The sequence below is a fragment of the Bacteroidales bacterium genome, assembly GCA_016709865.1.
Taxonomy (GTDB): Bacteria; Bacteroidota; Bacteroidia; order Bacteroidales; family VadinHA17; genus LD21.
In genome coordinates, this window is the sequence record JADJLX010000001.1 from 116,414 (window position 1) to 142,737 (window position 26,324).

General features: G+C 40.3%; 21 protein-coding genes. 15 read left to right on the forward strand and 6 right to left on the reverse strand.

From position 1 onward, the window contains the following. Nucleotides 1-169 precede the first annotated feature (169 nt). On the forward strand, nucleotides 170-1,531 hold the full coding sequence (locus IPJ16_00605) for a M20/M25/M40 family metallo-hydrolase (GenBank protein ID MBK7625700.1): 1,362 nt from the start codon (nucleotides 170-172) through the stop codon (nucleotides 1,529-1,531). 112 nt (nucleotides 1,532-1,643) lie between these two features. Here IPJ16_00605 and IPJ16_00610 read toward each other — a convergent pair whose 3' ends face one another. The 3 genes from IPJ16_00610 to ric form a co-directional block, all read right to left on the reverse strand. Continuing rightward, nucleotides 1,644-3,029 carry an aminopeptidase P family protein gene (locus IPJ16_00610; GenBank protein ID MBK7625701.1) on the reverse strand — a complete coding sequence of 462 codons (1,386 nt, stop codon included), beginning with the start codon at nucleotides 3,027-3,029 and terminating at the stop codon, nucleotides 1,644-1,646. Between the two features lie 132 nt (nucleotides 3,030-3,161). Then, nucleotides 3,162-5,402 carry a nitric-oxide reductase large subunit gene (locus IPJ16_00615; protein ID MBK7625702.1) on the reverse strand — a complete coding sequence of 747 codons (2,241 nt, stop codon included), beginning with the start codon at nucleotides 5,400-5,402 and terminating at the stop codon, nucleotides 3,162-3,164. Between the two features lie 23 nt (nucleotides 5,403-5,425). Next, a complete protein-coding gene (gene ric, locus IPJ16_00620; protein MBK7625703.1) occupies nucleotides 5,426-6,109 on the reverse strand; it encodes an iron-sulfur cluster repair di-iron protein in 684 nt (227 codons plus the stop codon). A gap of 126 nt (nucleotides 6,110-6,235) precedes the next feature. Between ric and IPJ16_00625 the strand changes: the two genes are divergently transcribed. From IPJ16_00625 to IPJ16_00645, 5 genes are all read left to right on the forward strand, one after another. Continuing rightward, entirely contained in the window at nucleotides 6,236-6,676 is a 441-nt protein-coding gene (locus IPJ16_00625) for an Rrf2 family transcriptional regulator (protein ID MBK7625704.1), read from the forward strand. Then, nucleotides 6,673-7,647, forward strand: a complete 975-nt coding sequence (locus IPJ16_00630) for a 4Fe-4S binding protein (GenBank protein ID MBK7625705.1) — start codon at nucleotides 6,673-6,675, stop codon at nucleotides 7,645-7,647. The genes IPJ16_00625 and IPJ16_00630 overlap by 4 nt, the downstream gene beginning before the upstream one ends. A 45-nt stretch (nucleotides 7,648-7,692) precedes the next feature. Further along, complete coding sequence (locus IPJ16_00635; GenBank protein ID MBK7625706.1) at nucleotides 7,693-8,925, forward strand: DUF438 domain-containing protein; 1,233 nt, start codon at nucleotides 7,693-7,695, stop codon at nucleotides 8,923-8,925. Further along, the gene (locus IPJ16_00640; GenBank protein ID MBK7625707.1) at nucleotides 8,885-9,436 is read left to right on the forward strand and encodes a DUF1858 domain-containing protein; all 552 of its coding nucleotides are present in this window, start codon (nucleotides 8,885-8,887) and stop codon (nucleotides 9,434-9,436) included. Before IPJ16_00635 ends, IPJ16_00640 begins: the two co-directional genes overlap by 41 nt. Before the next feature lie 141 nt (nucleotides 9,437-9,577). After that, complete coding sequence (locus IPJ16_00645; GenBank protein ID MBK7625708.1) at nucleotides 9,578-10,309, forward strand: hypothetical protein; 732 nt, start codon at nucleotides 9,578-9,580, stop codon at nucleotides 10,307-10,309. Here IPJ16_00645 and IPJ16_00650 read toward each other — a convergent pair. Next, nucleotides 10,294-11,265 (reverse strand): CPBP family intramembrane metalloprotease, encoded by a 972-nt coding sequence (locus tag IPJ16_00650; protein ID MBK7625709.1) that lies wholly within the window; start codon nucleotides 11,263-11,265, stop codon nucleotides 10,294-10,296. The genes IPJ16_00645 and IPJ16_00650 overlap by 16 nt on opposite strands. Nucleotides 11,266-11,440: 175 nt before the next feature. Between IPJ16_00650 and dusB the strand changes: the two genes are divergently transcribed. Further along, nucleotides 11,441-12,454 (forward strand): tRNA dihydrouridine synthase DusB, encoded by a 1,014-nt coding sequence (dusB, locus tag IPJ16_00655; GenBank protein MBK7625710.1) that lies wholly within the window; start codon nucleotides 11,441-11,443, stop codon nucleotides 12,452-12,454. A 188-nt stretch (nucleotides 12,455-12,642) separates the two neighbouring features. Here the strand turns inward: dusB and IPJ16_00660 are convergent, their stop codons facing one another. Both IPJ16_00660 and nadB read right to left on the reverse strand, forming a co-directional pair. Beyond that, nucleotides 12,643-13,575: a CPBP family intramembrane metalloprotease gene (locus tag IPJ16_00660; GenBank protein ID MBK7625711.1), complete on the reverse strand. Its 933-nt coding sequence runs from the start codon at nucleotides 13,573-13,575 to the stop codon at nucleotides 12,643-12,645. Between the two features lie 13 nt (nucleotides 13,576-13,588). Then, the gene (gene nadB / locus IPJ16_00665; GenBank protein ID MBK7625712.1) at nucleotides 13,589-15,166 is read right to left on the reverse strand and encodes an L-aspartate oxidase; all 1,578 of its coding nucleotides are present in this window, start codon (nucleotides 15,164-15,166) and stop codon (nucleotides 13,589-13,591) included. Between the two features lie 143 nt (nucleotides 15,167-15,309). Between nadB and IPJ16_00670 the strand changes: the two genes are divergently transcribed. Genes IPJ16_00670 through IPJ16_00705 form a run of 8 tightly spaced genes read left to right on the forward strand, consistent with a single transcriptional unit; the run spans nucleotide 15,310 to nucleotide 26,304 of the window. After that, the gene (locus IPJ16_00670; protein MBK7625713.1) at nucleotides 15,310-16,860 is read left to right on the forward strand and encodes a glycine--tRNA ligase; all 1,551 of its coding nucleotides are present in this window, start codon (nucleotides 15,310-15,312) and stop codon (nucleotides 16,858-16,860) included. A 1-nt stretch (nucleotide 16,861) separates the two neighbouring features. Further along, nucleotides 16,862-18,133 carry a glycosyltransferase family 4 protein gene (locus IPJ16_00675; GenBank protein ID MBK7625714.1) on the forward strand — a complete coding sequence of 424 codons (1,272 nt, stop codon included), beginning with the start codon at nucleotides 16,862-16,864 and terminating at the stop codon, nucleotides 18,131-18,133. A 1-nt stretch (nucleotide 18,134) separates the two neighbouring features. Then, on the forward strand, nucleotides 18,135-19,304 hold the full coding sequence (locus IPJ16_00680; protein ID MBK7625715.1) for a glycosyltransferase family 4 protein: 1,170 nt from the start codon (nucleotides 18,135-18,137) through the stop codon (nucleotides 19,302-19,304). 33 nt (nucleotides 19,305-19,337) lie between these two features. Continuing rightward, nucleotides 19,338-20,615, forward strand: a complete 1,278-nt coding sequence (locus tag IPJ16_00685; protein ID MBK7625716.1) for a glycosyltransferase — start codon at nucleotides 19,338-19,340, stop codon at nucleotides 20,613-20,615. Between the two features lie 7 nt (nucleotides 20,616-20,622). Beyond that, on the forward strand, nucleotides 20,623-21,363 hold the full coding sequence (locus IPJ16_00690) for a methyltransferase domain-containing protein (protein MBK7625717.1): 741 nt from the start codon (nucleotides 20,623-20,625) through the stop codon (nucleotides 21,361-21,363). Nucleotides 21,364-21,387: 24 nt separating this feature from the next. Further along, a complete protein-coding gene (locus IPJ16_00695) occupies nucleotides 21,388-22,905 on the forward strand; it encodes a polysaccharide biosynthesis C-terminal domain-containing protein (GenBank protein ID MBK7625718.1) in 1,518 nt (505 codons plus the stop codon). Nucleotides 22,906-22,947: 42 nt separating this feature from the next. Continuing rightward, nucleotides 22,948-25,416, forward strand: coding sequence for a YfhO family protein (locus tag IPJ16_00700; GenBank protein MBK7625719.1), 2,469 nt, complete (start codon nucleotides 22,948-22,950; stop codon nucleotides 25,414-25,416). Further along, a complete protein-coding gene (locus IPJ16_00705; GenBank protein MBK7625720.1) occupies nucleotides 25,417-26,304 on the forward strand; it encodes a class I SAM-dependent methyltransferase in 888 nt (295 codons plus the stop codon). It abuts the gene before it with no gap. Nucleotides 26,305-26,324: the final 20 nt, after the last annotated feature.

The window sequence follows — 26,324 nt, forward strand, 5'->3', positions numbered from 1 at the left end:
TACACAGAGATCCACAGAGGCTTTCTACAAGCTCAGTCTTTCACAGAGTGCCACAGAGAAAATCAACCATTTTAATCCTCTGCGGTTCTCTTTTTTTCCTTTGCGGTTCTCTGCGGTAAAATAAAATCTTTCTTAATATTTATATCTTTACCCAAAACATATTACTAAGATGAAAAAAGTAATAACTCTTATATTCTTTGTTTCGATTACAATAATAAGTGTAGGACAAACACTTATTAACCACGACCCGGAAATAAAGAAAATGGTCGATGAAATTTCCCGCGAAAAAATCGAACAGCATGTCAGGAAAATGGTCAGTTTTCATACCCGCCATAATCTGAGTGTCCAGGACGATCCGGCTAAGGGTATCGGTGCTGCATGGAACTGGATAAAAGCCGAAATGGAGAAGAGTATCCCTGCGTCAGGCGGAAGATTATCAGTTGAGTTTGTCGATTATACAGTTGGCGGTGAGGGTCAGCGGATTACTCAGGAAACAAAACTGAAAAATGTTGTTGCTACACTGAAAGGAACAGATCCAAATGATGACAGGAAAATTTTGATAAGTGCTCATCTCGATTCAAGGGCAGCACTAGACAGTGACAATACAAGCTTTGCTCCCGGAGCAAACGATGACGGTTCAGGTGTAGCTGCTATTCTGGAATTAATAAGAATTATGTCAACAAAAAAATTCCCGGCAACAATAATATTTATGGCTGTCTCGGGAGAAGAGCATGGGTTGTATGGTGCGAAATTTATGGCCGAAAAGGCTAAAAATGAAAAATGGAACATTATCGCAATGCTAAATAATGACATGATCGGAAACAGCGGCTCAAGTGAAACATTACTTAATGACAATATGCGTGTCAGAGTCTTCAGTGAAGGTGTTCCGGCACTTGAAACGGAGCAGATGGCTGCCCTTCGAAAATACACAGCTGGTGAAAACGACAGCAGATCACGTCAGCTGGCAAGATATATTAAGGAGACTGGTGAGAGATATGTTGATCAGATGAATGTGACCCTTATATTCAGAAATGACAGGTTCGGAAGAGGTGGCGATCATACACCGTTCTGCCAGGCTGGCTTCACTGCGGTAAGGATTTGTGAGTTTAATGAAAACTACGACAGGACTCATAAGATACCGGCAGTCGTAAATGGAATACAGGAAGGAGATCTTCCCGAATATGTTGATTATGAATATGTAAGAAAAAATGCAGGGATCAACCTGGCAACAATTGCCAACCTTGCCCTGGCTCCCTATGAACCTTCAAACTGTGGTATAGTTACAGCAGGACTTACAAATAATACTACCTTAAGATGGACCGCTCCGGTTTCAGGAACCAAACCGGCCGGATATTATATATTGATGCGTGAAACATTTCAGCCGCTATGGGAAAAGAAGATCTTTGTTACCGGGACAGAAGCAAGGCTCCCCTATTCAAAGGATAATTATTTCTTCGGAATACAATCTGTTGATGCTGGCGGTCATGAAAGCATTGCGGTATTTCCGGGTCAGGCAAGAAGAACCAATTGATCTGAAAGTTTTTCTCTGTGAACCTCTGTGATTCCTCTGTGGATCTCTGTGTAACAAAAAAAGAACTGTCACAGAGAGCCACTGAGAATACACAGAGTTACACAGAGAAAAATCAGGAACAAACCGATTCTATCTCCTTTACAGTCTTTGGTATAGGTTTGCCAAGAAGTTTGTGCCCCTTATCGGTTATAAGAACATTATCTTCAATTCTTATACCTCCAATTGGCAAATATGCATCAAGCTTGTTATAATTAATGAATTCTTTATATTTCCCTTCATTCTTCCACAAGCTTATAAGCTCGGGAATAAAATAGCAACCTGGCTCCACGGTGAATACATGCCCTGGTTTATACGGAAGGGCAAACCTAAGAAATGCGGTACCAAACTGTTCGCTTCGTTTTACCTCATCATTATATCCGATGAAATTTTCTCCCAGTGCCTCCATATCATGAACATCCAGACCCAACATGTGGCCCAGGCCGTGAGGCATGAAAAGAGCATGTGCGCCTGCAGTTACAGCCTCATTCACATCACCTTTCATTATACCCAGAGCTTTCAGTTCGGTTGCAATTATCGTGCAGGCCATAAAGTGAAGATCGCGGTTTGACATTCCCGGCTTTGTGGCTTTGATAGCTTCAGTATTAGCCTTCAGTACTATTTCATAAATATCTTTTTGCTGCTGGCTGAACTTACCCCCAACAGGAGTAGTTCTTGTTATATCTGAAGCATAATGCATGTTCGTTTCGGCACCTGCATCAGTCACCATCATCCTTCCTTTTTTCAGGATATTGGAATGTCCGTGATTATGAAGGGTCTGACCGTTTATACTAAGAATTATCGGAAATGATGTTCCGCCTCCTTTAGATAATGCAATACCCTCAAGAGTTCCGAAAATGTCCTGTTCCTTAACCCCTTCCTTACACATTTTCATAGAGGTTACGTGCATCTCATATGCTATATCAACTGCCTTTTCAATCTCGTCTATTTCAATTTTTTCCTTTATCGACCTCATTGATATCACAGCCTTTATGAGCTCTACCGATGCGAGAGTCTTCATCTGGCAGGGATTCTCTTTTAAAAGGGAACCGAGCGTCATTTTTGCTTCTCCCCGGTAAGGAGGCAGAAAATGTACCTTCCTTTTTTTGGAAAGAGCGTCCTTAATAACTTCTTCAAGCTTTGACATTGGTGCAGTCTCTGTGATTCCGCTTTTAAGTGCAAGATCCTTAACTTTTGGTTGCGGACCCATCCAGATAATGTCGTCCATATCAAAGTCATTGCCGAATATTTTATCTTTCCCGGAATCGAAATCCATTAATCCGGCAAAGCCCGGGATATCGAGACCAAAGAAATAGAGAAAGTCACTATCCTGTCTGAAATGGTAAGTGTTTGCAGGATAATTCATGGGTGCCTCAACAGCGCCGATGAATAATGCCAAACCTGATTTTATTTTTTTATGGAGTTCTTCTCTCCTTTTTGTATATACTTCACTTTTAAACATAGCGGATCGTCTAAATTAGACCACTAAGTTAGAACTAAATCTTAATAAGTGACTAGAGTGAGCTAGAGTTTAGAGTGACTAAAGTTAAATACTACTATAACTCTAGTCACTCTGGCTCACTCCAAACTTTAGTCACTTCTTCTCTATGCTCCAGCCTCCTTTCAACCCGAATATAAACCATGCAAGAGACACAGTTCCGGCAGCAAATATTGTATCGCCTATTACTCTGAGCCACTTCAGTGTATGCATGGCCGGCAGCTGAAGGAATTCTGCAGAACGGGCATACCAGAGACCTTCCTTAACACTCGCGACTGTTTGGGCAAGTCCTATTGGAAGAACACTGATTAATACCATTGCAGCCAGTCCGATATTGATGCTCCAGAAGGCAAATTTTATCCATTTCTCTTTCCAGACTGCTTCTTTATTCATATCGCGTAAAACGAATAACATCAGTCCGATTCCAAGCATCCCATAGACACCAAAGAGAGCAGTATGTCCGTGAACCGGAGTTGTATTTAGTCCCTGCATATAATAAAGTGCGATCGGAGGATTAATTAGGAATCCGAAAATACCAGCCCCTACCAGATTCCAGAACGCTACTGCAATGAAGCTGTAAACAGGCCATTTATAGGCTTTTATCCACGATGTGCTCCTGCTCAGTTTCACATTATCCCATGCTTCGAATCCCATCAGGACAAGAGGTACAACTTCAAGTGCGCTGAAAGTTGCACCTAGTGCCATAACTACAGTAGGTGTTCCTGTGAAGTAAAGATGATGGAAAGTACCAAGTATCCCTCCGGATAAGAATACGATAGTTGAAAAGAGAACTGCCGTGGTAGCAGTTGCTGCTTTCAGAATTCCTAGTCGAACAAAAAGGAATGCCACAACGACAGCAGCGAACACTTCAAAGAAACCTTCAACCCAGAGGTGAACAACCCACCAGCGCCAGTATTCTGCAACTGCGAGGTTTGTCTGCCTGCCCCACATCAGACCCGCACCATAAAAAGCTGCAATTGCAATTGTTGAGATAAGGAACAAAATCAGAAGGTTTTTACTTTCAGTTTTCTTAACAAGCGCAGGCCATATAGCCCTTCCCATCAGCAATAACCAGATTATAAGTCCGACAAAAAGGAAGATCTGCCAGAATCTGCCAAGATCAACATATTCATATCCCTGGTGACCTAACCAGAAATTCTGTACATATCCCAGTTTCTGCATCACTCCGAACCATTGTCCGATTAGTGAACCAAGAACAATAAATAAAAGGGCTCCGAAAAGAAAGTTGACACCCAGTTTCTGAAACTTAGGTTCGATACCTGAAATTGCCGGAGCATAGTATAATCCGGTGGCAAGCCATGAAGTTGCTATCCAGAAAATGGCTATCTGAATATGCCATGTTCTTGATATAGAATATGGAAGAAACTTAGCCAGAGGGATGCCGTAAAAAGCCTGACCCTCAACACCATAATGTGCGGTTATTACGCCCATCAGAACCTGAACTAAAAGAAGAGCTGAGACAATCCAGAAATATTTGACAGTTGCTTTCTGCGATGGTGTCTGAGTCTCCTTCAGCAAAGGGAATGTGGCAGGAAAACTATCTTCAGTATCGGAACGTCTGCGCGCATAATACCATACCATCAGGCCAATACCTGCAAGAAGCACAATTACACTGAAACCTGTCCAGAGTAACAGTGACCCTGTTGGTCTGTTCCCAACCAGCTCCTCTGCCGGCCAGTTATTTGTATAAGTAATTGCCTGATTTGGCCTTTCTGTAACACAGGCCCACGAAACCCAGAAGAAGAATGAATTGAGAAGAGGAACCCTCTCCGGATCTTTAAGTGAGTTCTCAGGAATTGAGTACGCATCGCGCAGATCAGCAAGAGCAGGATCATTTGTAAAGAGTCCGCCATAAAATTTACTGTTCGAAGCTATTGCCTCAGCACGTAATTCTGAAACGGTTAGTGTTCCGGAAGACGGATCATATGTATTCTTTCTCAGATCTTTCTGCAGCACGATCTTAAGAAATGCTTTCCTCTCTTCACTTAAGTTTTCATAAAGCAAACCATCCTGTTCGAGAGCAAGTTTGTTAAGTATGTAGACAGCTTCCTTATGAAGCCAGTCTGCACTCCAGTCTGGAGCCTGATATGCCCCATGTCCCCAAACAGTACCTATTTCCTGTCCTCCGAGTGACTGCCATACATTCTGGCCATCTTTTATATTCTGACCTGTAAATAAAACAGTACCATCGGGGGTGATAACCTTTTCAGGTATTGGAGGTGCCTGACGGTAAATCTCTCTACCGAAGAAGAGCAGTACGGCAAAGGAGAGTACCATTACCGCAATGAAGCCAATCCAAAGTTTTCTTGTTGTCATAAGTTAAATATTTATTAGAGGTTTTACAGATTTAAAGCCTTAGGGAATAGAATATTATTCTCGAGATGAACATGTGTATGCAGGTCATCTTCAAACTGCTCCAGAAGAGTAAATGATACCTTGTATGTATTACAGCTGTCAGCCGGTAACAGGTAGCCTTTTGTAATTACATTTATTTTATCCATTGCTCCTCCTGCAAATTCATGTTCGCCTGATAATCTTGAAATTTCAGAAAGAACAACTGCTTTTGCCTTATCCGAACCAGTAGCAATGAGCTCCTTTATTGCAGGAAAGAAGACCTCCTCCTCATTTTTAAGGTGCTGAAGCAGTTCCCTGTTAATCTCTGAGAAGAGCTGAGCTACCTCAAGCAGCTCCGGATGCCTGTCGCCATGCACAGTTGCAATCTTTTGTGTATAGGCCACAAGCTCCGGAAGAGTTCTTAATACATATTTATGGTGTGTATTAACTATATAGTCGCACAGAAATCCGGGCTCCCATTCAATAAAATTGTGAGTGGTTGTATTTGGTGTTGATTCAAGATTCTCCAGTTTCTTCATGAGGGCAGTTTTATCAATACCCTTTTCAGAACATGTTTCATCTACGCTTTTCTTTCCGCCGCAGCAGAAGTCAATCCCGGCTTCCTTAAAAACAGATGCTGCACGATAATCCAGAGCAACAATTTCACCGATTGAAATGTCTTTTTTCATATTTTTATAAATTAAATAACGATGCAAAGTTATAAATAGTTTATTAAAAGACAAAATGGTCTTTTGGTATTTTGTAAAATAATTTTATTATTTTTGCACAATCATTTATTTAATATCTGATGCACAATGTTTAACAAAGAAACCGAATACGCTCTCAGAGGCCTGGTTTACATTAAGTTACAAAACCTTAAGAACAGAAGGCCCGGAACAGCCGAAATAGCAAAAGAGATTGAGGCGCCTCCTTTTTATACTGCAAAAATTCTTCAAAGGATTGTCAGGGTCGGGCTTTTAGAATCACTTAAAGGCAAAGGTGGCGGCTTTTTTTTCGATGAAAACAAACCTGACCTGCCGCTCGTTAAACTAATTACTGCTACTGAGGGAGACAAATCATTTTCAGGTTGCGGTTTTGGTCTTAAACACTGCAATGAGAATAATCCATGTCCCCTTCACGAGAAATATGCTCCTATCAGATATTCCATAAATAAGCTGGTATCAGAAGAAACAGTACAAAGTCTTGCAGAGAAAGTCTATAAAAAAGAGCTTAGCCTAACTGAAATACCGAAATGAAAAATAAACAATACAAGCTGCCCCTCATAGTATTTGCTCTCACGTTTATCCTTCTTGCATTTGTGCAGGTTAAAGTTGAAAGGCCTATGATACTTGCCGAACGCTTTATTGAGGGAGCAGGTTGGATTGAAATATTACTGATCGCCATCTATGGCGCATTTGTTGCTTTCAAAATGCAGGACCCGATTAATGTTCCTAAGTGGAGAAAGATAACATGGACTCTTTTCTCAATTATCTTTTTCACACAACTTATTATAGGACTGTCAGGTTTTGAAAAATTTCTGATGACAGGCAAACTTCATCTCCCGATACCGATGATGATTATCGGGGGACCAATATACAGGGCCCAGCTGTCGGTTATGACTATACTTTTCCTGAGTACTGTAATACTTACTGGTCCGGCATGGTGCAGCCATCTATGCTATTTCGGAGCTTTCGATAATCTGGCCTCAGGCGGAAAAACGTCAAGGGAAATTCTCAAACATAAAGCTGCAATCAAATCAACTATACTGATTCTCGTAATCGCTATGGCAATAATTCTGAGATGGCTGAATGTATCAATGCTGCTGGCAACAATTATTGCGGTTGCTTTCGGACTAACAGGTATTTCAATTATGATACTGATTTCTGTTAAAAGGAAAAAGATGGTCCATTGTGTAATGTACTGTCCTGTTGGTACTGTAGTGAATATCTTTAAGCATGTTAATCCATTCAGAATGTACATCGATCAAAGTTGCACACTCTGTATGCACTGCACAAAATTCTGTAAATACGATGCCCTGAACCCGGTGGACATCAGAAACTCAAAGCCTTCAATAACATGTACTCTATGCGGAGACTGTCTTGCCGGCTGTCATCATAACTCTATTAAATACAAATTCCTTAACATGAAACCGGAAAACGCCAGGAATCTGTATCTGATTCTGACAATAAGTCTCCATGCGGCCTGTATTGCACTTGCAAGGATTTAATAAGTGTTCTTACTGACTATTCATGAAAATTAAAAAATTTAAAATATGAGCGATATAATAAATAACTCAAAAAAAAGGAAGGATCTGCTGAAACATATGATCCTTCAGCTTCACAGTGGTGAAGCACCCGACCTGGTTCGGAAAAGACTTGTTGAATTACTGCATTCAATCCCATATGATGAAGTTGTTGAGGTTGAACAGGAATTAATTTCTGAAGGTCTTCCTGTTGAAGAAGTACTGAAGCTATGCGACATTCATCAGCTTGTGCTCGATGGACATATCGATCAGAGTGGTGCAAAAGCTATCCCTGAAGGGCATCCTGTAGATACCTTCCGGAAGGAGAATCGTGAACTTGAAAAGGTAATAGCTGAACTCGAAATCCTGTTTGGTCAATTAAAATCTGTTAAAGAAAATGAAATAAAACCATGGCTGCTAAAAGTACAGGCAAACCTGAACAACCTGATGGATGTTGACAAGCATTATAAGAGGAAGGAATATCTTCTTTTCCCCTTCCTCGAAAAATATGAAATTACCGGTCCTCCAAAAGTTATGTGGGGGAAACATGATGAAATAAGAAATTTGTTAAAAACAGCTATTGAAGCAGTTGGCACAAAAGAGCTTTTGACAATTGATGAAGTGGAAGCTATTTCTGAGCTAGTACTGATTCCTGCAGTAAAAGGGGTGTCAGATATGATCTCCAAAGAAGAAGAAATTCTCCTTCCGATGAGCATGGATAAACTTACTGACGATGACTGGTATTCAGTTTATCAGCAGACAAGTGAGTTTGGATTCTGCCTTTATGATCCTCAGATTGAATGGTCACCTGAAGGAATCACTACAGGTGAAGTAACATATAATACAGGTAACAGCATACCTCTTTCTACGGGCAGTTTCAGTTTAAATGAATTGGAAGCACTCTTCAAAACGCTTCCGATCGACATCACTTTCGTTGATAAGGATGATAAAGTAAAGTTCTTCAGTCTGGGTCCCGACAGGATCTTCACCCGGAACAGGGCAATAATCGGACGCGATGTAAGAATGTGTCATCCACCATCAAGCGTTCATGTGGTTGAACAGATCCTCAGCGATTTCAAAAACGGAACACAAAGCAGTGCTGCTTTCTGGATCCAGATGCATGGACGATTCATTTATATTGAATACTTTGCCTTAAGAGGGAAGAAGGGAGAATACCTCGGGACAATTGAATTTACTCAGGATCTTACCAAACTAAGGGCACTTGAAGGAGAACAAAGGTTATTATCCTATTCAGCAAAATGATATGATTATTTCTCCTAAAACAAAAGTGGGCGAACTATTAGACACCTATCCTCAGCTGGAGTCGGTTTTAATGGAAATGTCTCCCTCATTTGAAAAACTGAAGAATCCTATTCTCAGGAAAACTGTTGCACGTGTTGCCACTCTGCAACAGATAGCAGTTGTGGGCGGACTTAGCGTCGATACAATTGTTAACCGTCTGCGGAAAGAGGTTGGTCAGGAAACGATGAAAGCGGAAAGTGAAACATCGGCCTACCTTTCAGAGATTCCCCCTGAATGGTTCGATGAAAAACGTATTGTAAAAAGATATGATGCAACACCTCTTATAAACTCAGGAGGAAGTCCGATGAATGAAATACTTCATCAGACCAGCGGACTGAGTCAGAATGAAATATTTGAACTGACAACTCCATTTATCCCTGCTCCTATTCTGGATATGCTTACTTCAAAAAACTGCAGGGTCTGGTGCAAACAGAATGATAAGAGTGTAAATTGTTACGTAAATAAGCTGTGAAATTATTAACAATTCTAAATCCGAAAAATAAAAATCAAAATTTTAATACTCAATGTTATAATTATGCGAATACCTTTGGTTATTAACAAATGATTGTTATATTCGCATCTGTTATCAACATCTTATTAACATTTTTCGGATATGCCATACAGAAGACTTCCTAACACCGACACTGCCAGGATCAGGGCAATGAAGACGGCTCTTGAAAAGGGAAAAGAGCTGCCACCGCATAAATTAGCATTTTCCTCAAAAAATGTAGTACGGCTGCAGAAGTTTCTTCCACAGTTTGAGCATAATATTCTTTCATACAGACAGGCTTTAGCCACTCAGAACAAAAAAAGCAAAGACTATAACGAGATACTGAAGAAAGCACGTTTGTATCTGACACACTTCATTCGTGTAATGAATATGGCAATATTCCGCGGAGAGTTACCTGTTGAAACAAGAGCATATTACGGACTTGCTACAGATGATTCAACTGTACCATCGCTAAACACAGAAAATGAACTGATGAGCTGGGGAAGGAGAATTATTGAAGGGGAAGAGTTCAGAATAAGAAAAGGCGGAAGTCCGATAACAAATCCGACAATCGCTGTTGTTAAAGTGCGATTTGAAAATTTTCTGGAAGCTTGGACTCATCATAATAATCTGGCAAAGAGGACCCAGGGATTTCTTGAAAAAAATGAAAGTCTCAGAAAAGAGGCTGATGAAATTATTCTCAATCTCTGGAATGAAGTGGAGGGAACACATTCATCCCTTCCCGAAGATCAACGGAAAATTGACTGTGAGAAATACGGACTCGTATACTTTTACAGGAAAAATGAACTTGAAAGATCTGTTGCTAAAGAGATTTCAGATCAGAATTGGGCCTGATCAGCTTCCTCTGTAATTTTCAGGTTTTCTGTCTTTTCCCTCTCGAATTTATGCCTGAAATATAACAGGATAATCACACTTATAATTAACGGAGCCGGAAGAAATAGGTACCTGGTCCAGTCTGCCATTTCAGAAACAACTTCTGCAGGTTCAGATCCCTGAAGATATTCCCCGGCAACCGCCGTTGCATTATTTACAAAGTGAGCAACCAACGGCAGCCAGAGTGTCCGTCCCCAGTAATAAAGATACCCGAAAGAGAGACCCAGGATTAACCTTGGGACAAATCCATAAAACTGAAGATGGATAGCGCTGAAGAGTATTGCTGTAAGCCAGATTGCTGTATGAGGCGACCTGAAAAAACCGTAAAAAATCCTTTGAAGAACACCTCTGAAAAACAACTCCTCACTTATTGCAGGAAGAATCGCGATAATAAAGAGATTCAGAAACAGTACTCCGCCACTGTCAGAAGTGAGAAGTAATCCAATCAAATCCGCTGCCTCATCCTCCTTTGACCTCATCCACTCCTCAAGACCTGATAACCACTCGGGAAATTTCATTGCTGAGTTTATCTCTCCTGCAATACCATTGACCGGAAGAATGCAGAAAGCGAGTAAAACAACTATGGCTATTTCATTGAAATTCGGTTTGTTAAAATCATTCAGACCAGATTTAATATCAGGCAGTAATAACCTTCTTACCATTATTGCAGGAATTAACAGAAAAGAAATACTCTGAACGATAAGCAGGTATCTGAAGAACATTATGTCCTTATCTCCAATATCAGCAAATATATCTTCAGACATTGCTCCAAAATCAATCCCTGAAAAAGGTAGTCCTGCCAGAAACAAAACCAGGAAAATTGCCCCTCCTAAAATAAATGCAATCAGAAGTGCCACAACTAATTGCAGGAGAGGAGATTTGCCGTATAATGTGAAATGGCTCCGGTTCTCGTTCATTTTGTTAATTTTGCAGCAGATTTTAGCACTTTTTCCTTAGTGTCCCTTCGTGTTGAACTTCGTGTCCTTCGTGGTAAAAAAATAACCGCTAAGGACTCAAAGTCCCGATAGCTATCGGGAACACAATGGATCACAAAGGATCTATCGTTATAAAATTAAAGATAATAAATTACTCTTGAAAATCGCCAACATATCGCTGCCTGAGTTCCCGCTTTTCCTTGCACCAATGGAAGACATAACAGATCCTTCATTCCGGATGGTATGCAAGAATATGGGTGCCGATGTTATGTATACAGAGTTCATTTCATCTGACGGACTTATAAGGGATGGACTGAAAAGTGTAAAGAAGCTTGACATTTACGATTATGAACGGCCAATCGGAATTCAGCTCTACGGACACCTCATCGATGCAATGGTAGAAGCAGCTCATATCGCCGAAGAGGCACAACCCGAAATGATAGATATTAACTTCGGCTGCCCGGTTAAGAAAATAGCAAACAGGGGAGCCGGATCAGGAATGATGAGGAATATTCCCCTGATGGTTGAAATGACGGAGGCAATCGTTAAAGCTGTGAAATTACCTGTAACAGTAAAAACAAGACTGGGCTGGGACGATGACAGTAAGATAATTGTAGATGTGGCAGAACAGCTGCAGGATGTTGGTATCAGGGCCTTAACAATACATGGCAGAACACGGGCACAGATGTACAAGGGACAGGCCGACTGGACACTCATCGGGGAAGTGAAGAACAACCAGAGAATGAAAATACCAATTATAGGCAATGGAGATATTGATGGTCCGGTTAAAGCAAAGGAGATGTTCGACAGATATGGTGTTGATGGCATTATGATTGGCCGGGCAACTGTAGGAAGACCCTGGATTTTCAGAGATATAAAGCATTACCTGAAGACAGGAGAGCTATTACCTGAGCCATCAGTTCTTGAAAAAGCTGACATCGCTCTTCTTCATCTCGATAAATCACTTGAGTTTAAAGAAGGGAAAAGAGCCATCTTCGAGATGCGCCGCCATCTCTCAAATTATTTTAAGGGGCTTCCCCATTTCAAGGAAACAAGGTTGAAACTTCTTACTGCTCCGGAGGCAGATGATATCAGAGTAATAATTGAAGAAATAAAACAGAAGTGGGGTGACTTCAGAACTGAGGATACTACCTCGGTTTACGGAATCTGATACTGCTCTTATTTAGGAGATTCCTCATTCCGCTACGCTTCATTCGGAATGACAGTTTTTATTTAAACAGTGGGGGGGTCGGAGAAGAATTGTATGCAATGCACACAATTCTTCTCCGACCCCCTTATTATACCATAATTCCCTGTCATTCCGAGTGTTAGCGAGGAATCTCCAGCACTATAACGAGATCAGATTACGTCTATTTTCCCCCACAATGGTTTAAAACTTTCCCATTTAAAGAAATATTTCAGGATCAGAATAAACACAATTCCACTTAACAGCAATCCCACAAATTCTGTCCACGGGAAAATATTTATCTGTTCATACAGAGCCGGAGTCTGTAATGCAGAAGCCTTATTTGTTACCATAATGCACAAGAAGATATTGTTTGCTGCATGCGCTCCCATAGCAGCTTCTATTCCGTCATCCATTATCGTAATAATACCAAAAATCAGTCCGAACACAATATACTGCGGCATCATTGTAAGAAAGCCAAATTCTTTTACCTCAGGATTAAGACCATGCATCAAGGCAAACATTAACGATGTGACTATCAGCGGGAACCATCTGAATTTAATAATTGCACTCAGGCCCTGCATGAGATATCCCCTGAAAAGGACTTCCTCAAACGCAGCCTGAAAGGGTATCAGCAGTATTGAAATCAGAGAGAGAGTCAGAAGAGAAATCGTCTTATTATTTATTTCAAAATTAGACGGATCAAATTTCATATAGAAAAACAGATAAAGCGCAGAGATGACCAGCCATACAGCTCCTGAAACAAAGAAACGGTTCCATCTTATCATGCCGGTACCGTTGATAGTCATCTTCAGCGACCTGTTGTTCAATGGCTTAACCAGCAGGACAAACGCTGCCAGACCTGCAATAAATGGAAAGAGCATCATAATAAGAAGGATGTTCTGATCGAGTCCCAAAACACTGTAATCGTTTGGATTTGCAGAAAGCTGTGCGAAAATCTCGGGATTGGATACAGACTTAATCGCCATTGAAATCAGCAACGGCACTGCTCCTATTGTGTTCGACGCAACAATAATGGCAAAAATCATAACAACATAACGCCAGAGGCTGTTTTTTCCTTTGAAAGCAGATTCAAGATGGTTCATATATTTCGGTTTCTTAAAATTCGGAGCTTGTCCGTTTAGGGTGGTCAATAGAATAATGGAGGCCGCGGCTCTCCTGCCTGTTCTTGGCCATTTTAATTATAAGATAGCCAACATTTATCAGGTTCCTCAGTTCACATATCTTCTTGGATATCAGCGATCTTTTATATAAGCTCTCTGTTTCCTTATAGATTATTTCCAGACGGATCAGTGCCCTCTCAAGACGAAGATCAGATCTTACAATCCCGACATAATTACTCATAATCATCTGCACTTCCTTGTAATTCTGTGTTACCAGGATCATCTCTTCAAGATGGGTCGTTCCCTTATAATCCCAGTCGGGAATTTTTTCTTCAAAAGTAAGTTCCTTGAGACGGGTGCCGGCATGAATAGCAGCTCTGTGAGAATAAACAGCAGCCTCAATCAGTGAGTTTGATGCCAGCCTGTTTGCACCGTGCAATCCTGTTGAGGATACTTCCCCGATTGCATATAATCTGCTTATATTGCTTTGTCCGTCAAGATCAACTTTTATACCTCCGCATGAATAGTGTGCTGCCGGAACCACAGGAATCATATCTTTTGTTATATCAATTCCTCTGGCGAGACAATGCTCATATACGTTTGGAAAATGATCTATCAGTCCTTCCTTGTTTAAATGGGTACAGTCGAGCCATACATGATCATCTCCCCATATCTTCATCTCGTTGTCAATTGCCCTTGCAACAATATCCCTCGGCGCAAGTGATCCGCGGCTGTCGTACCTCTTCATGAATTTTTCACCAGACATGTTCTTCAGCACTGCGCCATATCCGCGAAGGGCTTCCGTGATAAGAAATGATGGCCTTTTATTGGGATCCCAGAGTGATGTTGGGTGGAACTGCACGAACTCCATATTTTCTATTGTTCCTTTTGCCCTGTAAACCATTGCGACTCCGTCACCAGTTGCAATCTCGGGATTTGTTGTTGTCATATAAACATTACCCATGCCGCCTGTAGCGATTATTGTGACTTTCGACAGAAATGTAATCACCTTCTGATTAACAAGGTCGGCAACGTAAGCACCATAACACTTGATATCAGGGTAATTTTTTTTCAGTACGTCACCCAGATGATGCTGTGTAAGTATCTCAATTGCAAAATGATCTTCGTAAATCTCAATATTCGGATTTTTTCTTACCTGCTCAACCAGTGTTTTTTCAATAGCTTCACCTGTTTTATCCTTATGATGAAGTATTCTGTATTCTGTATGTCCGCCCTCTTTGGCAAGGTCGTAAGTGCCGTCTTCCTTTCTGTCGAATGAGACGCCAAAAGCAATAAGATCTTTAATTCTCTCAGGAGCCTCTTCAACAACCATCCTCACTACCACTTCATTGCAAAAACCATCGCCTGCAATAAGAGTATCCTTGATATGTTTCTCAAAATTATCCGGTTCACTGAATACTGCAGCAATTCCGCCCTGGGCATACCTTGTGTTTGAATCCTCAAGTTTGCTTTTTGTAACAATGGATACTTTGCCTGATTTTGCTGCCTTAAGAGCAAATGTGAGTCCTGCAATCCCCGAACCTATAACCAGAAAATCTGTTCTTTTTTTCATTGGTAACAAATACAAAACAAGTGTTAAAGATACAAATAGAAATTTGTTTTAAAGCCCCCTTCAGGGGGTTTGGGGGCAAACACGTTGTAAAACAGAAGATTTTGAATTACTTTTGCCTTCCGCTAAAGTAAAATATAACAATTATGGCTCAGGAAGATATTTTTAAGAAACTGGTTGCTCATTGCAAGGAATATGGATATGTTTTTCCGTCGAGCGAGATCTATGACGGGTTAAGTGCTGTTTATGACTACGGCCAATATGGCGTGGAACTTAAAAACAATATCAAAAAATACTGGTGGGACAGTATGGTCCTGCTTAACGACAATGTTGTAGGACTCGATTCTGCAATATTCATGCACCCGACAATATGGAAGGCTTCAGGTCACGTCGATGCATTTAATGATCCGCTTATCGACAATAAGGATTCTAAGAAAAGATACCGTGCCGATGTATTGATTGAGGAGCATCTTGCAAAAATCGATGATAAAATTACCAAAGAGGTAGAAAAGGCCAGAGAAAGATTCGGTGAGACTTTTGACGAGAAGAAATTCAGGGAAACAAATCCAAGAGTTCTTGCAAATCAGACTAAAATAGACGAACTGAATGAGAGGTTTTCAAAAGCTCTGAATGATTCAAACCTCGTTGAGTTAAAACAGATAATCATTGATAATGAGATAGTTTGTCCTATTTCAGGCACCCGCAACTGGACAGATGTAAGGCAGTTCAACCTCATGTTCTCAACCGAAATGGGCTCCACCTCCGAAGGGGCAAATAAGATCTACCTCCGTCCTGAAACTGCTCAGGGCATATTCGTTAACTTCCTTAATGTTCAGAAGACCGGAAGGATGAAACTGCCATTTGGAATAGCCCAGATAGGAAAAGCATTCAGAAATGAGATTGTTGCCCGTCAGTTTATATTCAGAATGAGAGAGTTTGAACAGATGGAGATGCAGTTCTTTGTGCAGCCCGGAACAGAGCTGGAATGGTTCAAAAAATGGAAAGAGGTAAGGATGAAATGGCATCAGGCCCTTGGCTTCGGTGCAGAAAATTACCGTTTTCACGACCATGTTAAACTTGCCCATTACGCAAATGCCGCAACAGATATCGAATATAAATTCCCATTCGGCTTTAAGGAGGTTGAAGGTATTCATTCCAGAACCGACTTCGACCTGAAACAACATCAGGAATACAGCGGCAAAAAGATGCAGTATTTCGATCCTGAAAAAGGCGAATCTTATGTACCGTTTGTTGTTGAAACATCAATTGGTGTAGACAGGATGTTCCTCCAGGTCATCTCTGCAGCTTATCTCGAAGAGGAGCTCAAAAAAGAGGATGGTACTACAGATACCAGGGTTGTTCTAAGGCTTCCTTCATTCCTTGCACCTGTTAAACTTGCTGTGATGCCGCTTGTTAAAAAGGATGGTCTGCCGGAAATCGCTGAAAAAATAGTGCACGATCTGAAATTCGATTTCAACTGCCAGTACGACGACAAAGACTCAATCGGCCGCCGTTACAGACGACAGGATGCAATTGGCACACCATATTGTATTACAATTGATCATCAGACACTTGAAGATCAGAGCGTAACTATCAGGTACCGTGATTCCATGGAACAGGAGAGAATCAGTATCGGGAAATTGACAGAAATCATTAAAGAAAAAGTCTCAATCCAAAGCTTACTTAAGAAGCTTTAAGATGAACAAGGTTCTCATAATCACGTATTACTGGCCACCAAGCGGGGGAGCCGGAGTACAGCGATGGCTCAAATTCTCGAAATATCTTCCTGAATTCGGGTGGGAACCAATTATACTTACTGTCGACCCTGAGTATGCTGCTTACCCGGTTACTGACAATTCCCTGTCATCAGAACTTACTGCTGCCACAAGAGTTTTTAAGACTCCTGCAACCGACTATTTCAGCATCTATAAAAAGGATAAATCCAGGATCCCGACAGCAGGATTCGCAAATAGTGTAGATAATACACTTAAAGGGAAATTGCTGAGATTTATCAGAGGTAATTTTTTTATTCCCGATCCACGTAAGGGCTGGAATAAATTTGCATTTAAAAAAGCCTGTGAACTGATTCAGAACGAGAACATTAAACATATTATCACAACAAGTCCGCCTCATTCCACACAACTCATTGGATTGAAACTTAAGAAACGGTTTCCGGAAATAAAATGGATTGCTGATCTGCGCGATCCATGGACTGAAATCTACTATTACAAACAGTTCTATCCTACTTTTTTATCTAAAATTCTTGACTCCGGATACGAAAAGAGAGTACTGAAAAATGCAGACCGCATACTAACCGTGGGAAATTCTTTGAAGGAGTCTTTTTCACTGAAAGTTAAGGGAATAGAAAACAAGACTGATGTTATTTCCAACGGGTATGATGATTCGGATTTCAAAGATGTCAGGCCTGTTAACCCGGCCCGTTTTACAATAACTTATGTGGGAACTCTTTCAGATATTTATCCCCTCGGTGGAATAGTAAATGCTCTGAAGAAATTCAAATCCGAAGGAAACGATTTTCTGCTTCGCTTTGTCGGAACTGTTCCGGATAAATCAAAAAACATTATTCTGTCAGGGATAGCTGATTCATCACTTGAATTTATACCTTATGTTGAACATAATGAAGCTGTAAATTATATGATGAACTCCTCGGTTCTCCTGTTAATAATTCCATTGCACAGCAGTAACAGAAGCATAATTACAGGAAAACTTTTTGAATACCTTGCCTCGGGGAAACCGATCCTTTGTGTTGGTCCCGGGGATGGGGATGCTGCCCGGATAATAGAAAAATGCAAATCAGGTATTACCTGTGGTTATGATGAATCTGATGAAATATCCGCGTTTATGAAAAACACAGATTCATATTCCGGACAATCGGACAAATCAGCTGTTAACGATTTCTCAAGGATCAGCCTTACACAAAAAATTGTCGAATCACTTAATAAAATGTGAGATGAAAATCCTGATGGTGCTCGAGTCGGAATTTCCTCCCGATGTAAGAGTTGAGAATGAAATACTTGCTCTTACAGAAGCAGGTCATGAAGTCCATCTGGCTTGCTCCACCCGCAAAAACCGTCAGGAAAAAGATACTTATGGGAAAGCGATAATTCACAGGAAAAAGATTACTCCGTTTATATACAAGAGTAGCGTAGGGTGTCTGAAATTTCCTTTCTATTTTAATTTCTGGAGAGAGTTTATTTCCGGACTCTTTCAAACTGAAAAGTTCGATGTAATTCATATCCACGACCTGCCTCTCAGCATAATCGGGGTCGAAATCAAAAAGAAATTCAATACCCGTCTTGTAATTGATCTTCACGAAAACTGGCCTGCTCTGATAAAAACTGCAGCACACACTCAGACTTTATTGGGCAGAATGCTTTCATCAAACAGGTTATGGATTAATTACGAGAAAAATATGCTTCCGGAAGCTGACCTCGTAATCACAATTATTGAAGAAGCCCGCGACAGAATTATTAATCTGGGTATTGATCCGGTAAAAGTAAGCATGGTCTCAAATACAATAAATTTTGAGAACCTCTCTATTAATACCAAAACCCGAAATGATGATTCATTTGTGATCTTTTACGGAGGAGCAATAAACAGGCACAGGGGATTGCAGGTTGTTCTGAATGCATTGAAAATACTGATCAGCAAAAACATTGATGTCAGGTTATGGATAGTTGGTGACGGCAGCTACAGAAAATCTCTTGAAGAGCAATCTGAGAATCTCGGGATCAGTTCCAGTGTCAGATTTCACGGACAGAAGCCGTTCAATGAATTGCTGAATATTCTTGCAGATGCAGACGCTGCTATAATCCCACATGTGAGAACAGACAATAACGATGCATCAAGCCCGAATAAGCTTTATCAGTACATGTACCTCGATAAGCCAATAATATCTTCAAATTGTACTTCCCTGAAAAGAATAATTAATGAAACAAAAACCGGTTTCATTTACAGGCATGACTCAGCAGAGGATCTTGCTTCGCTGATTGAAAAATTAAATAACGACAAATCTCTGCTGAATGATTTGAAGGGTAACGGAAGAAGTGCTGTACTGGAGAAGTATAACTGGAGTATAGACAGGCAAAGACTGGTTGATGCTTACAGGCAAATATTATAACTTTAACAGTAATCTGAATAAGAACCATATAAAATGAAGAGCCTGGTTTTAATAACATCTCATTATCCGTTCGGAACAGGCGAATCATTCATTGAGCAGGAAATAAAACACCTCAGCCGGAATTTTGAAAAGATTATAATTATCGCACAGGATATTAACGGGGAAAAAACCAGGGAGACTCCTGAGAATGTGACCATATATAGATATAATTCAGCCACATCATTTAAAGGATTTCTCATTCTTCCTTTTTTGTTCTTTATCAATGCCTCAACGATTGCAGAAATATTAAAGGCAGAAATCGAATTCAGGCTGGGAATTAAAGACACACTGACAATCAGGAAATTTTCATTTCTCTTCAGGAAAGTGATAAAAGCTGTTCAGCTAAAGGAGCATATAACAAAGGTACTCCGGAAAGAAAAAATTAATGAATCAATCACTTTTTACTCATACTGGCTTAAGACCGGAGCCCACGCAATATCAATGCTGGACTACAAAAACAGCATCAGAATTGCACGTGGCCATGGCAGCGATATTTATGAGGAAAAAACAACTGAAGGTTATCTTCCTCTTTTAAAATACTGCGGTATCAAACTGGATGCAATATTTTTTATTTCAAACGACGGACGACAATATTTCCGTGAGAAAACAGGAATTGATACCCGCAGGTTTCTTTTGTCTTATCTTGGAATTGAGAGAGCTTATATTGAAGCAAAGGAACCTGTCAGATCCGACAAGTACATAATAGTTTCCTGTTCGAATATTGTTGCCCTGAAAAGAATAAACCTGATTATCGAATCACTCGAACTTGTAAGGTCTCAAAGAGAGATTTTGTGGTACCATTTCGGTGATGGATTGCTGAAGAGTGAGTTGGAAGATATAGCTAAAAAGAAGCTGGCGCCGTTAAAAAATATTACTTATAACTTCATGGGACATTATCCGAATAATGAACTTCTGAAATTCTATTCATTAAACCGGGTTGATCTCTTTATAAATACCAGTTATACCGAGGGGGTGCCGGTAAGTATAATGGAGGCACAAAGTTTTGGAATACCTGTAATTGCAACTGATACCGGCGGAGTGAGGGAACTTGTCAGAGAGGGCACCGGATCGCTCCTTCCGGTCGGCTTCAGTCCTTCAGATCTGGCAAAACTGATTGAGAAGTATTCCGGATTGCCGGCAGATGAGGAGAATAAAATAAGAGTGAACGCGTTCCATAACTGGAATATGAATTTCAACGCATCATCTAATTATGAAGATTTTATAATGCAGCTAAATAGTATCTTCGCTTCATCAAAGCATTTATTGCAATAAATATTGTATGAAAATAGATTCTGAAGTATTAAAATTCCTGAAGGGCGATACTTTTCAGACCAGCCTGACCATTAGTCTGAGTAAGTCGAAGCATGTCAATATATCCCGTGAAGCATTTATTACTGATTTGACAAAGGGATCCAGGGTAATTCACATCGGCTGTTCAGATCATATTCAGGTTATTAATGAAAAAATCAAAACCAACACCTGGCTTCATAAATTGCTAACAGACAATTCAGAAAAGTGCATCGGGATCGATATAGATAAAGAGAGCATTGACTATATTAAAAATGAACTGGGTTATAAGAATGTGTACCAGGGAGATATTACATCTGATCATTTTGATGACATTAAATCAGATAAGTGGGATTATGCTGTCTTTGGAGAACTGATTGAACATCTCGATAATCCTGTTCACTTTCTGAGTAGTTTCAGGGAAAAATACGGAGATAATGTAAAAAGATTCATCATTACTGTGCCGGGTATTTATAACAGAAGACAATTCAGGAATATGCTGAATTATAAGGAGGTAATTAATTCTGACCACCGGTTCTGGTTCACTCCGTATACGATTTCAAAAGTTGTTGCTTCGGCAGGATACATCCCTGAAAAAATATCATATGCCAACCTTGTGAGTCTGTCTGTTCCGGAGCTGATTATTAGAAAAGTAAAGCAATGGGTTGGAATAAAAGCAAAATATCCTTTTTATTATTTTAATACTATAATTATCTCCGGAAGAATTAATTAAGAAAATATTCTGCCTGGAAAAAGAATGCTAAAATCTATTAAAATATCGTTAAAGGAGAGTGTCATTTATGGCCTTGGCAATGTAGCCGTTAAGATTGTCGGGCTGATTCTTATCCCAATCTATACCAATAAAGAATACTTTCTGGTTGATGAATTCGGGGCATATGCGATACTTGAGGCCTGCGGACTTGTCCTGACCGCAGTTATGGCTTCCGCCCTGCCTCAGAGTCTGACAAGATGGTTCTGGGATAAAGATCACCGCGGGAATCAGAAGGGGATCTTTTTTATGTCACTTTCCACACAAATAATTGTTTCTCTGGCTTTCTGTATTGTGCTTATTCCGCTCTCAGGTTCTGTTTCGCAACTTATTTTTTCACATACAAACTGGGGAAAAGCAATTATACTTGTTATACTTGCTTCATCAATTCAGTCTGTAAACAATATCATCAACACACTGATGAGGCTGCAGACCAGATCATTACTCTATTCGGTCACAAATCTGTTCAAGTTACTGATTGTCTTATCACTTACCCTCTACTTTGTGCTTGTAAAAAGGATGGGAATAGAGGGTATTTTTCTCGCCCAGGTAATCGGAAATGCTGTTATTGTTTTAACACTTACCGGGTATACTTTCAAAAACATCACACCATTTTTTGACAGAACAATTTTCAGTTCAATGAGTGTATATGGCTTCCCTCTTCTTCTTGCAAATATTTCAGCAGCAGCATTATCTGTTATCGACAAGTTCTCACTTCAATCGATGGCTGTACTAAAATCGGTAGCTCTCTACACTCTTGCCTTTAAGATTGCAAGCGTACTGAAACTCGTAATTGTTGATTCAATTAAGCTGGCCCTGGGACCAATGATGATTAAAAGAATTGATTCGCCTGACAATAAAAGGTTCTACTCAAAAGCGCTTCTCTATTCATCATTTATTGTGATGTTTGCGATTATCCCTGTCTCATTGTTTTCATATGAACTGATTAAAATATTAACCGGAGCAGCTGAATATATGGAAGCTGTTGTTGTAGTACCTGTTCTGGCGTTGGCAATGCTTTTTATGAATATGAAGGAGATTACAGTATATGGATTGCACATTGCCAAAAAGACAAATATTATCGGGATTATCGTTGCAGGTGTTACTGTTTTCGGACTAGGAATAAATATTCTGCTAATCCCGGTCTGGGACATTACCGGAGCAGCAATAGCTTACCTGCTGTCACAGTTTGTATACTGGTTTGCCTGTTACTATTTCTCCCAGAGGGTTTATTACGTCCCTTATGAACTACGGAAAGTATTTCTAGTTCTTATTGTCGGAGCCGCTTTATCATTTTCAGCATTGCTACTGAATGGAATTGATTTGATTCCAAGACTTATTATAAAAACCGGAGTTGTAATTAGCTTCCCATTTATCTTATATCTGTTTGGCTTTTACGAACCTGTTGAGCTGCAGGCTATAAGGGGCTTTATTACAAAATGGAGTAAACTGAAAAACTTCAGTACAAATCTCAAATCTTTGAAAGGAATTACAGACGAAATTTAAAATGTATATTTTTGTTTCTCAACTTTATAAAAGAATATCGCGATGCAACTTAAGTCCAAACTCCAACCCTACCTGCCACATCTGATAGCTGTAGTACTTTTTACAGTGATGTCTTTCGCATATTTCTACCCTGTGCTTGAGGGTAAAGTATTCAGAGGAAACGATTCGACCGTTTCGAAAATAAATTCGAAAGAGATTCAGGATTATCGCGATAAGTTTGGCAAAGAGCCCTTATGGACCAACTCCATTTTCAGCGGTATGCCTGCATATCTGATTTCCACATTATATCCCGGAAACCTTATAAAAAAAGTTGACACCATACTGAGAACTTATGGCATGCCTGTTTCTGTTTTGTTTCTCTCAATGCTCGGATTCTATATTATGCTGATCCTCTTCGGGGTCAGTCCATGGCTTGCTATCACCGGAGCTCTGGCATATGGATTCACGTCTTTCTTCTTTCAGGTCCTGGGGGCCGGACATAACACCCAGGCAATAGCATTGGCATATATGCCGCCATTTATTGGCGGAATCTATTACGCTTATCGTCGTGATGCAATAAAAGGGGCCCTCTTAACTGCGGTTGTCCTGGCTCTGGAGATTCAGGCAAACCATGTGCAGATAACTTATTACGCAATGCTCTGCCTGCTCGTTTTCGGAATTGTGGAATTTATCTATTCATATAAAAACAAAACAGTTATTAAATTCCTTAAAACATCTGTCATCCTGATACTCCCGTTTCTTATTGCACTCGGAATAAACTTTGCAAGTCTTTATACTACTTACGAATACGGCAAGTACTCCAGCAGGGGTAAATCTGATCTAATTCTGGACAATAAGAACCTCACCTCCGGACTGGACAAAGATTATATACTCCAATGGAGTTATGGCGTAGATGAAACATTCAACATGCTTATTCCAGACTATAAAGGAGGATCAAGCAAACCTTTCGATAAAGATTCCGAACTTGTTAAAGTATTGAGGCGGAACGATAAGGTTGAAGCCGCAGACCAGTTCCGCAAATATTGGGGTGCTCAGGAATTAGGTACAGATGGCCCGCATTATGTGGGAGCAATTGTTTTTTTCCTGTTTGTACTTGGGTTGTTTCTTGTTAAGGGAGTTGAAAAATGGTGGTTAGTGGCAGCTACAATTCTCTCAATTATGCTTGCATGGGGAAAGAACTTCATGCCGTTATCAAACCTTTTCATCGATTTTTTCCCGGGCTACAATAAGTTCAGGGCTGTCACTATGATACTTAGTATAGCTGAATTCTGTATGCCGCTCCTGGGAATACTGGCTTTGAGGGATATTTTCAACGGAACAATCACAAGGAAAGAGATCCTTAAAGGGTTGAAGATAGCAGGCGGAATAACCGGTGGCTTCCTGGTTCTTGTACTGTTAATACCAGGCATTGCCGGATCATTTCTCAGTGAGTATGAAACCCAGGTAGCTTTGCCTGCATGGATTAAAGATGCTCTGGTAACTTCAAGAAAAGACCTGCTCCGGAGTGATGCCTTCAGATCGCTTGTTTTTATTCTGCTTTCAGGAGGTGTAATACTGGGATTCGTTTTTGAAAAAATACGTAAAGGTCAGGCAATACTGGTTCTGACACTACTGATAGTATTCGATCTCTGGACGGTAGATAAGAGGTATCTCAATGCTGACAGATTTGTAAAACCAATTGCTCTTAAAAAAGTATTTACACCGACTGCCGCTGATAATGCTATACTTCAGGATAAGTCAATCTTCAGGGTGCTTAATATGACAGTGTCGACATTTAACGATAATTCTCCCACATCGTATTTTCATAAGTCTATTGGTGGTTATCACGGAGCTAAACTGAAAAGATATCAGGAGCTTATTGATACTGCTGTTATAAGGAATCTTGAAATGATGCAGACAGCGTTCAGCAATGCTCAGTCTGCAGAGGATATTGAGAGGGCTTTTGCAAACACTTCCGCTTTGAACATGCTTAATACAAAGTACTTAATTTACAGTCCGGAGGCTCCCCCAATGGTTAATAAATTTGCGCTTGGGAATGCCTGGTTTGCAGAAAAACCGGTTATTGTTGAAAATGCCAATATGGAAATTTCCTCAATAAACCGTTTCAATCCGTCAGCGGAGGCGATTATTGATGCTTCTTTCCGTAATCAGATCTCAAAACAATCATATCCGGTGCAGGAGAGTGATAGAATTGAACTTGTAAGCTACCAGCCTGATGAACTTGTCTACAAATATTCTGCAGGCGATGAGAAGCTTGTTGTCTTCTCAGAGATTTATTATCCAGCCGGATGGAAAAGTTACATTGACGGGAAAGAGACCAGTTATTTTCGTACCAACTATGTATTAAGAGGAATGGTAGTCCCTGCAGGAAACCATGAAATTAAATTTTCATTCAGGCCTTCATCTTATATAACAGGTAATAAGGTCTCAATGGCAAGTTCCATTCTGCTTATCCTTATAATTGCAGGATATTTTGGCAGCAGATTATTAATCAAATCCAAAACTGAATAAATGATACACCATGAGACCTGTCCGCTCTGCCTGTCCGGAAAGGTTACTTTAAAATTCAGTTGTACTGATCATTTTATCAGCAGGGAGGTATTTCAGATAGCTCAGTGCAGCGATTGCGGATTCCGGTTTACCCAGGATTCACCTGATGAAAAAGAGATAGGCAGGTACTATGAATCTGAAGAATATGTTTCGCACAGCAACACCTCAAAAGGTTTTGTAAATAACCTTTATCAGATTGCCAGAAAATATATGCTGCGAAGGAAGCTTGCCATTGTTCAGAAGACATCAGGACTGAAAACAGGCCATTTGCTCGATATAGGAAGCGGTACAGGTCATTTTGCTGACATCATGAAACAAAGTGGCTGGCAGGTAAGGGGAATAGAAATAAACGATAAGGCAAGGGAATTCTCACAGTCTCATTTTGGATTGGATGTTATTAGTCCCGATCAGATAGCCTCAATAAAGACAGAAAGCTTCGATTGTATAACACTATGGCATGTACTTGAACATTTCCATAATCCTTTTAAATATGCCGCTGATATTCATCGTATTTTGAAACCCGGAGGTGTATGTTTAATAGCTTTGCCTAACAGCGGCTCTCCGGATGCAGCACACTATAAGGAATTTTGGGCTGCATATGATGTGCCAAGGCATTTATGGCATTTTAATCCTGCAACATTCAGGCTCTTCGCAGAAAAAGCAGGATTCAAACTACAAGAGTTAAGGAGCCTCCCTCTCGATGTTTTCTATATCTCAGCTCTCAGTGAAAAGTATAAAAAATCATCTCTGTCCTTCATTAAAGGTATGGTCAGAGCCAAGTTCTATGCAATCCAAACTCTTTTCAATAAGGAGAAAAGCAGCTCTGTAATCTACATTCTCAAAAAATAGTTTTCTCTGTGAACCTCTGT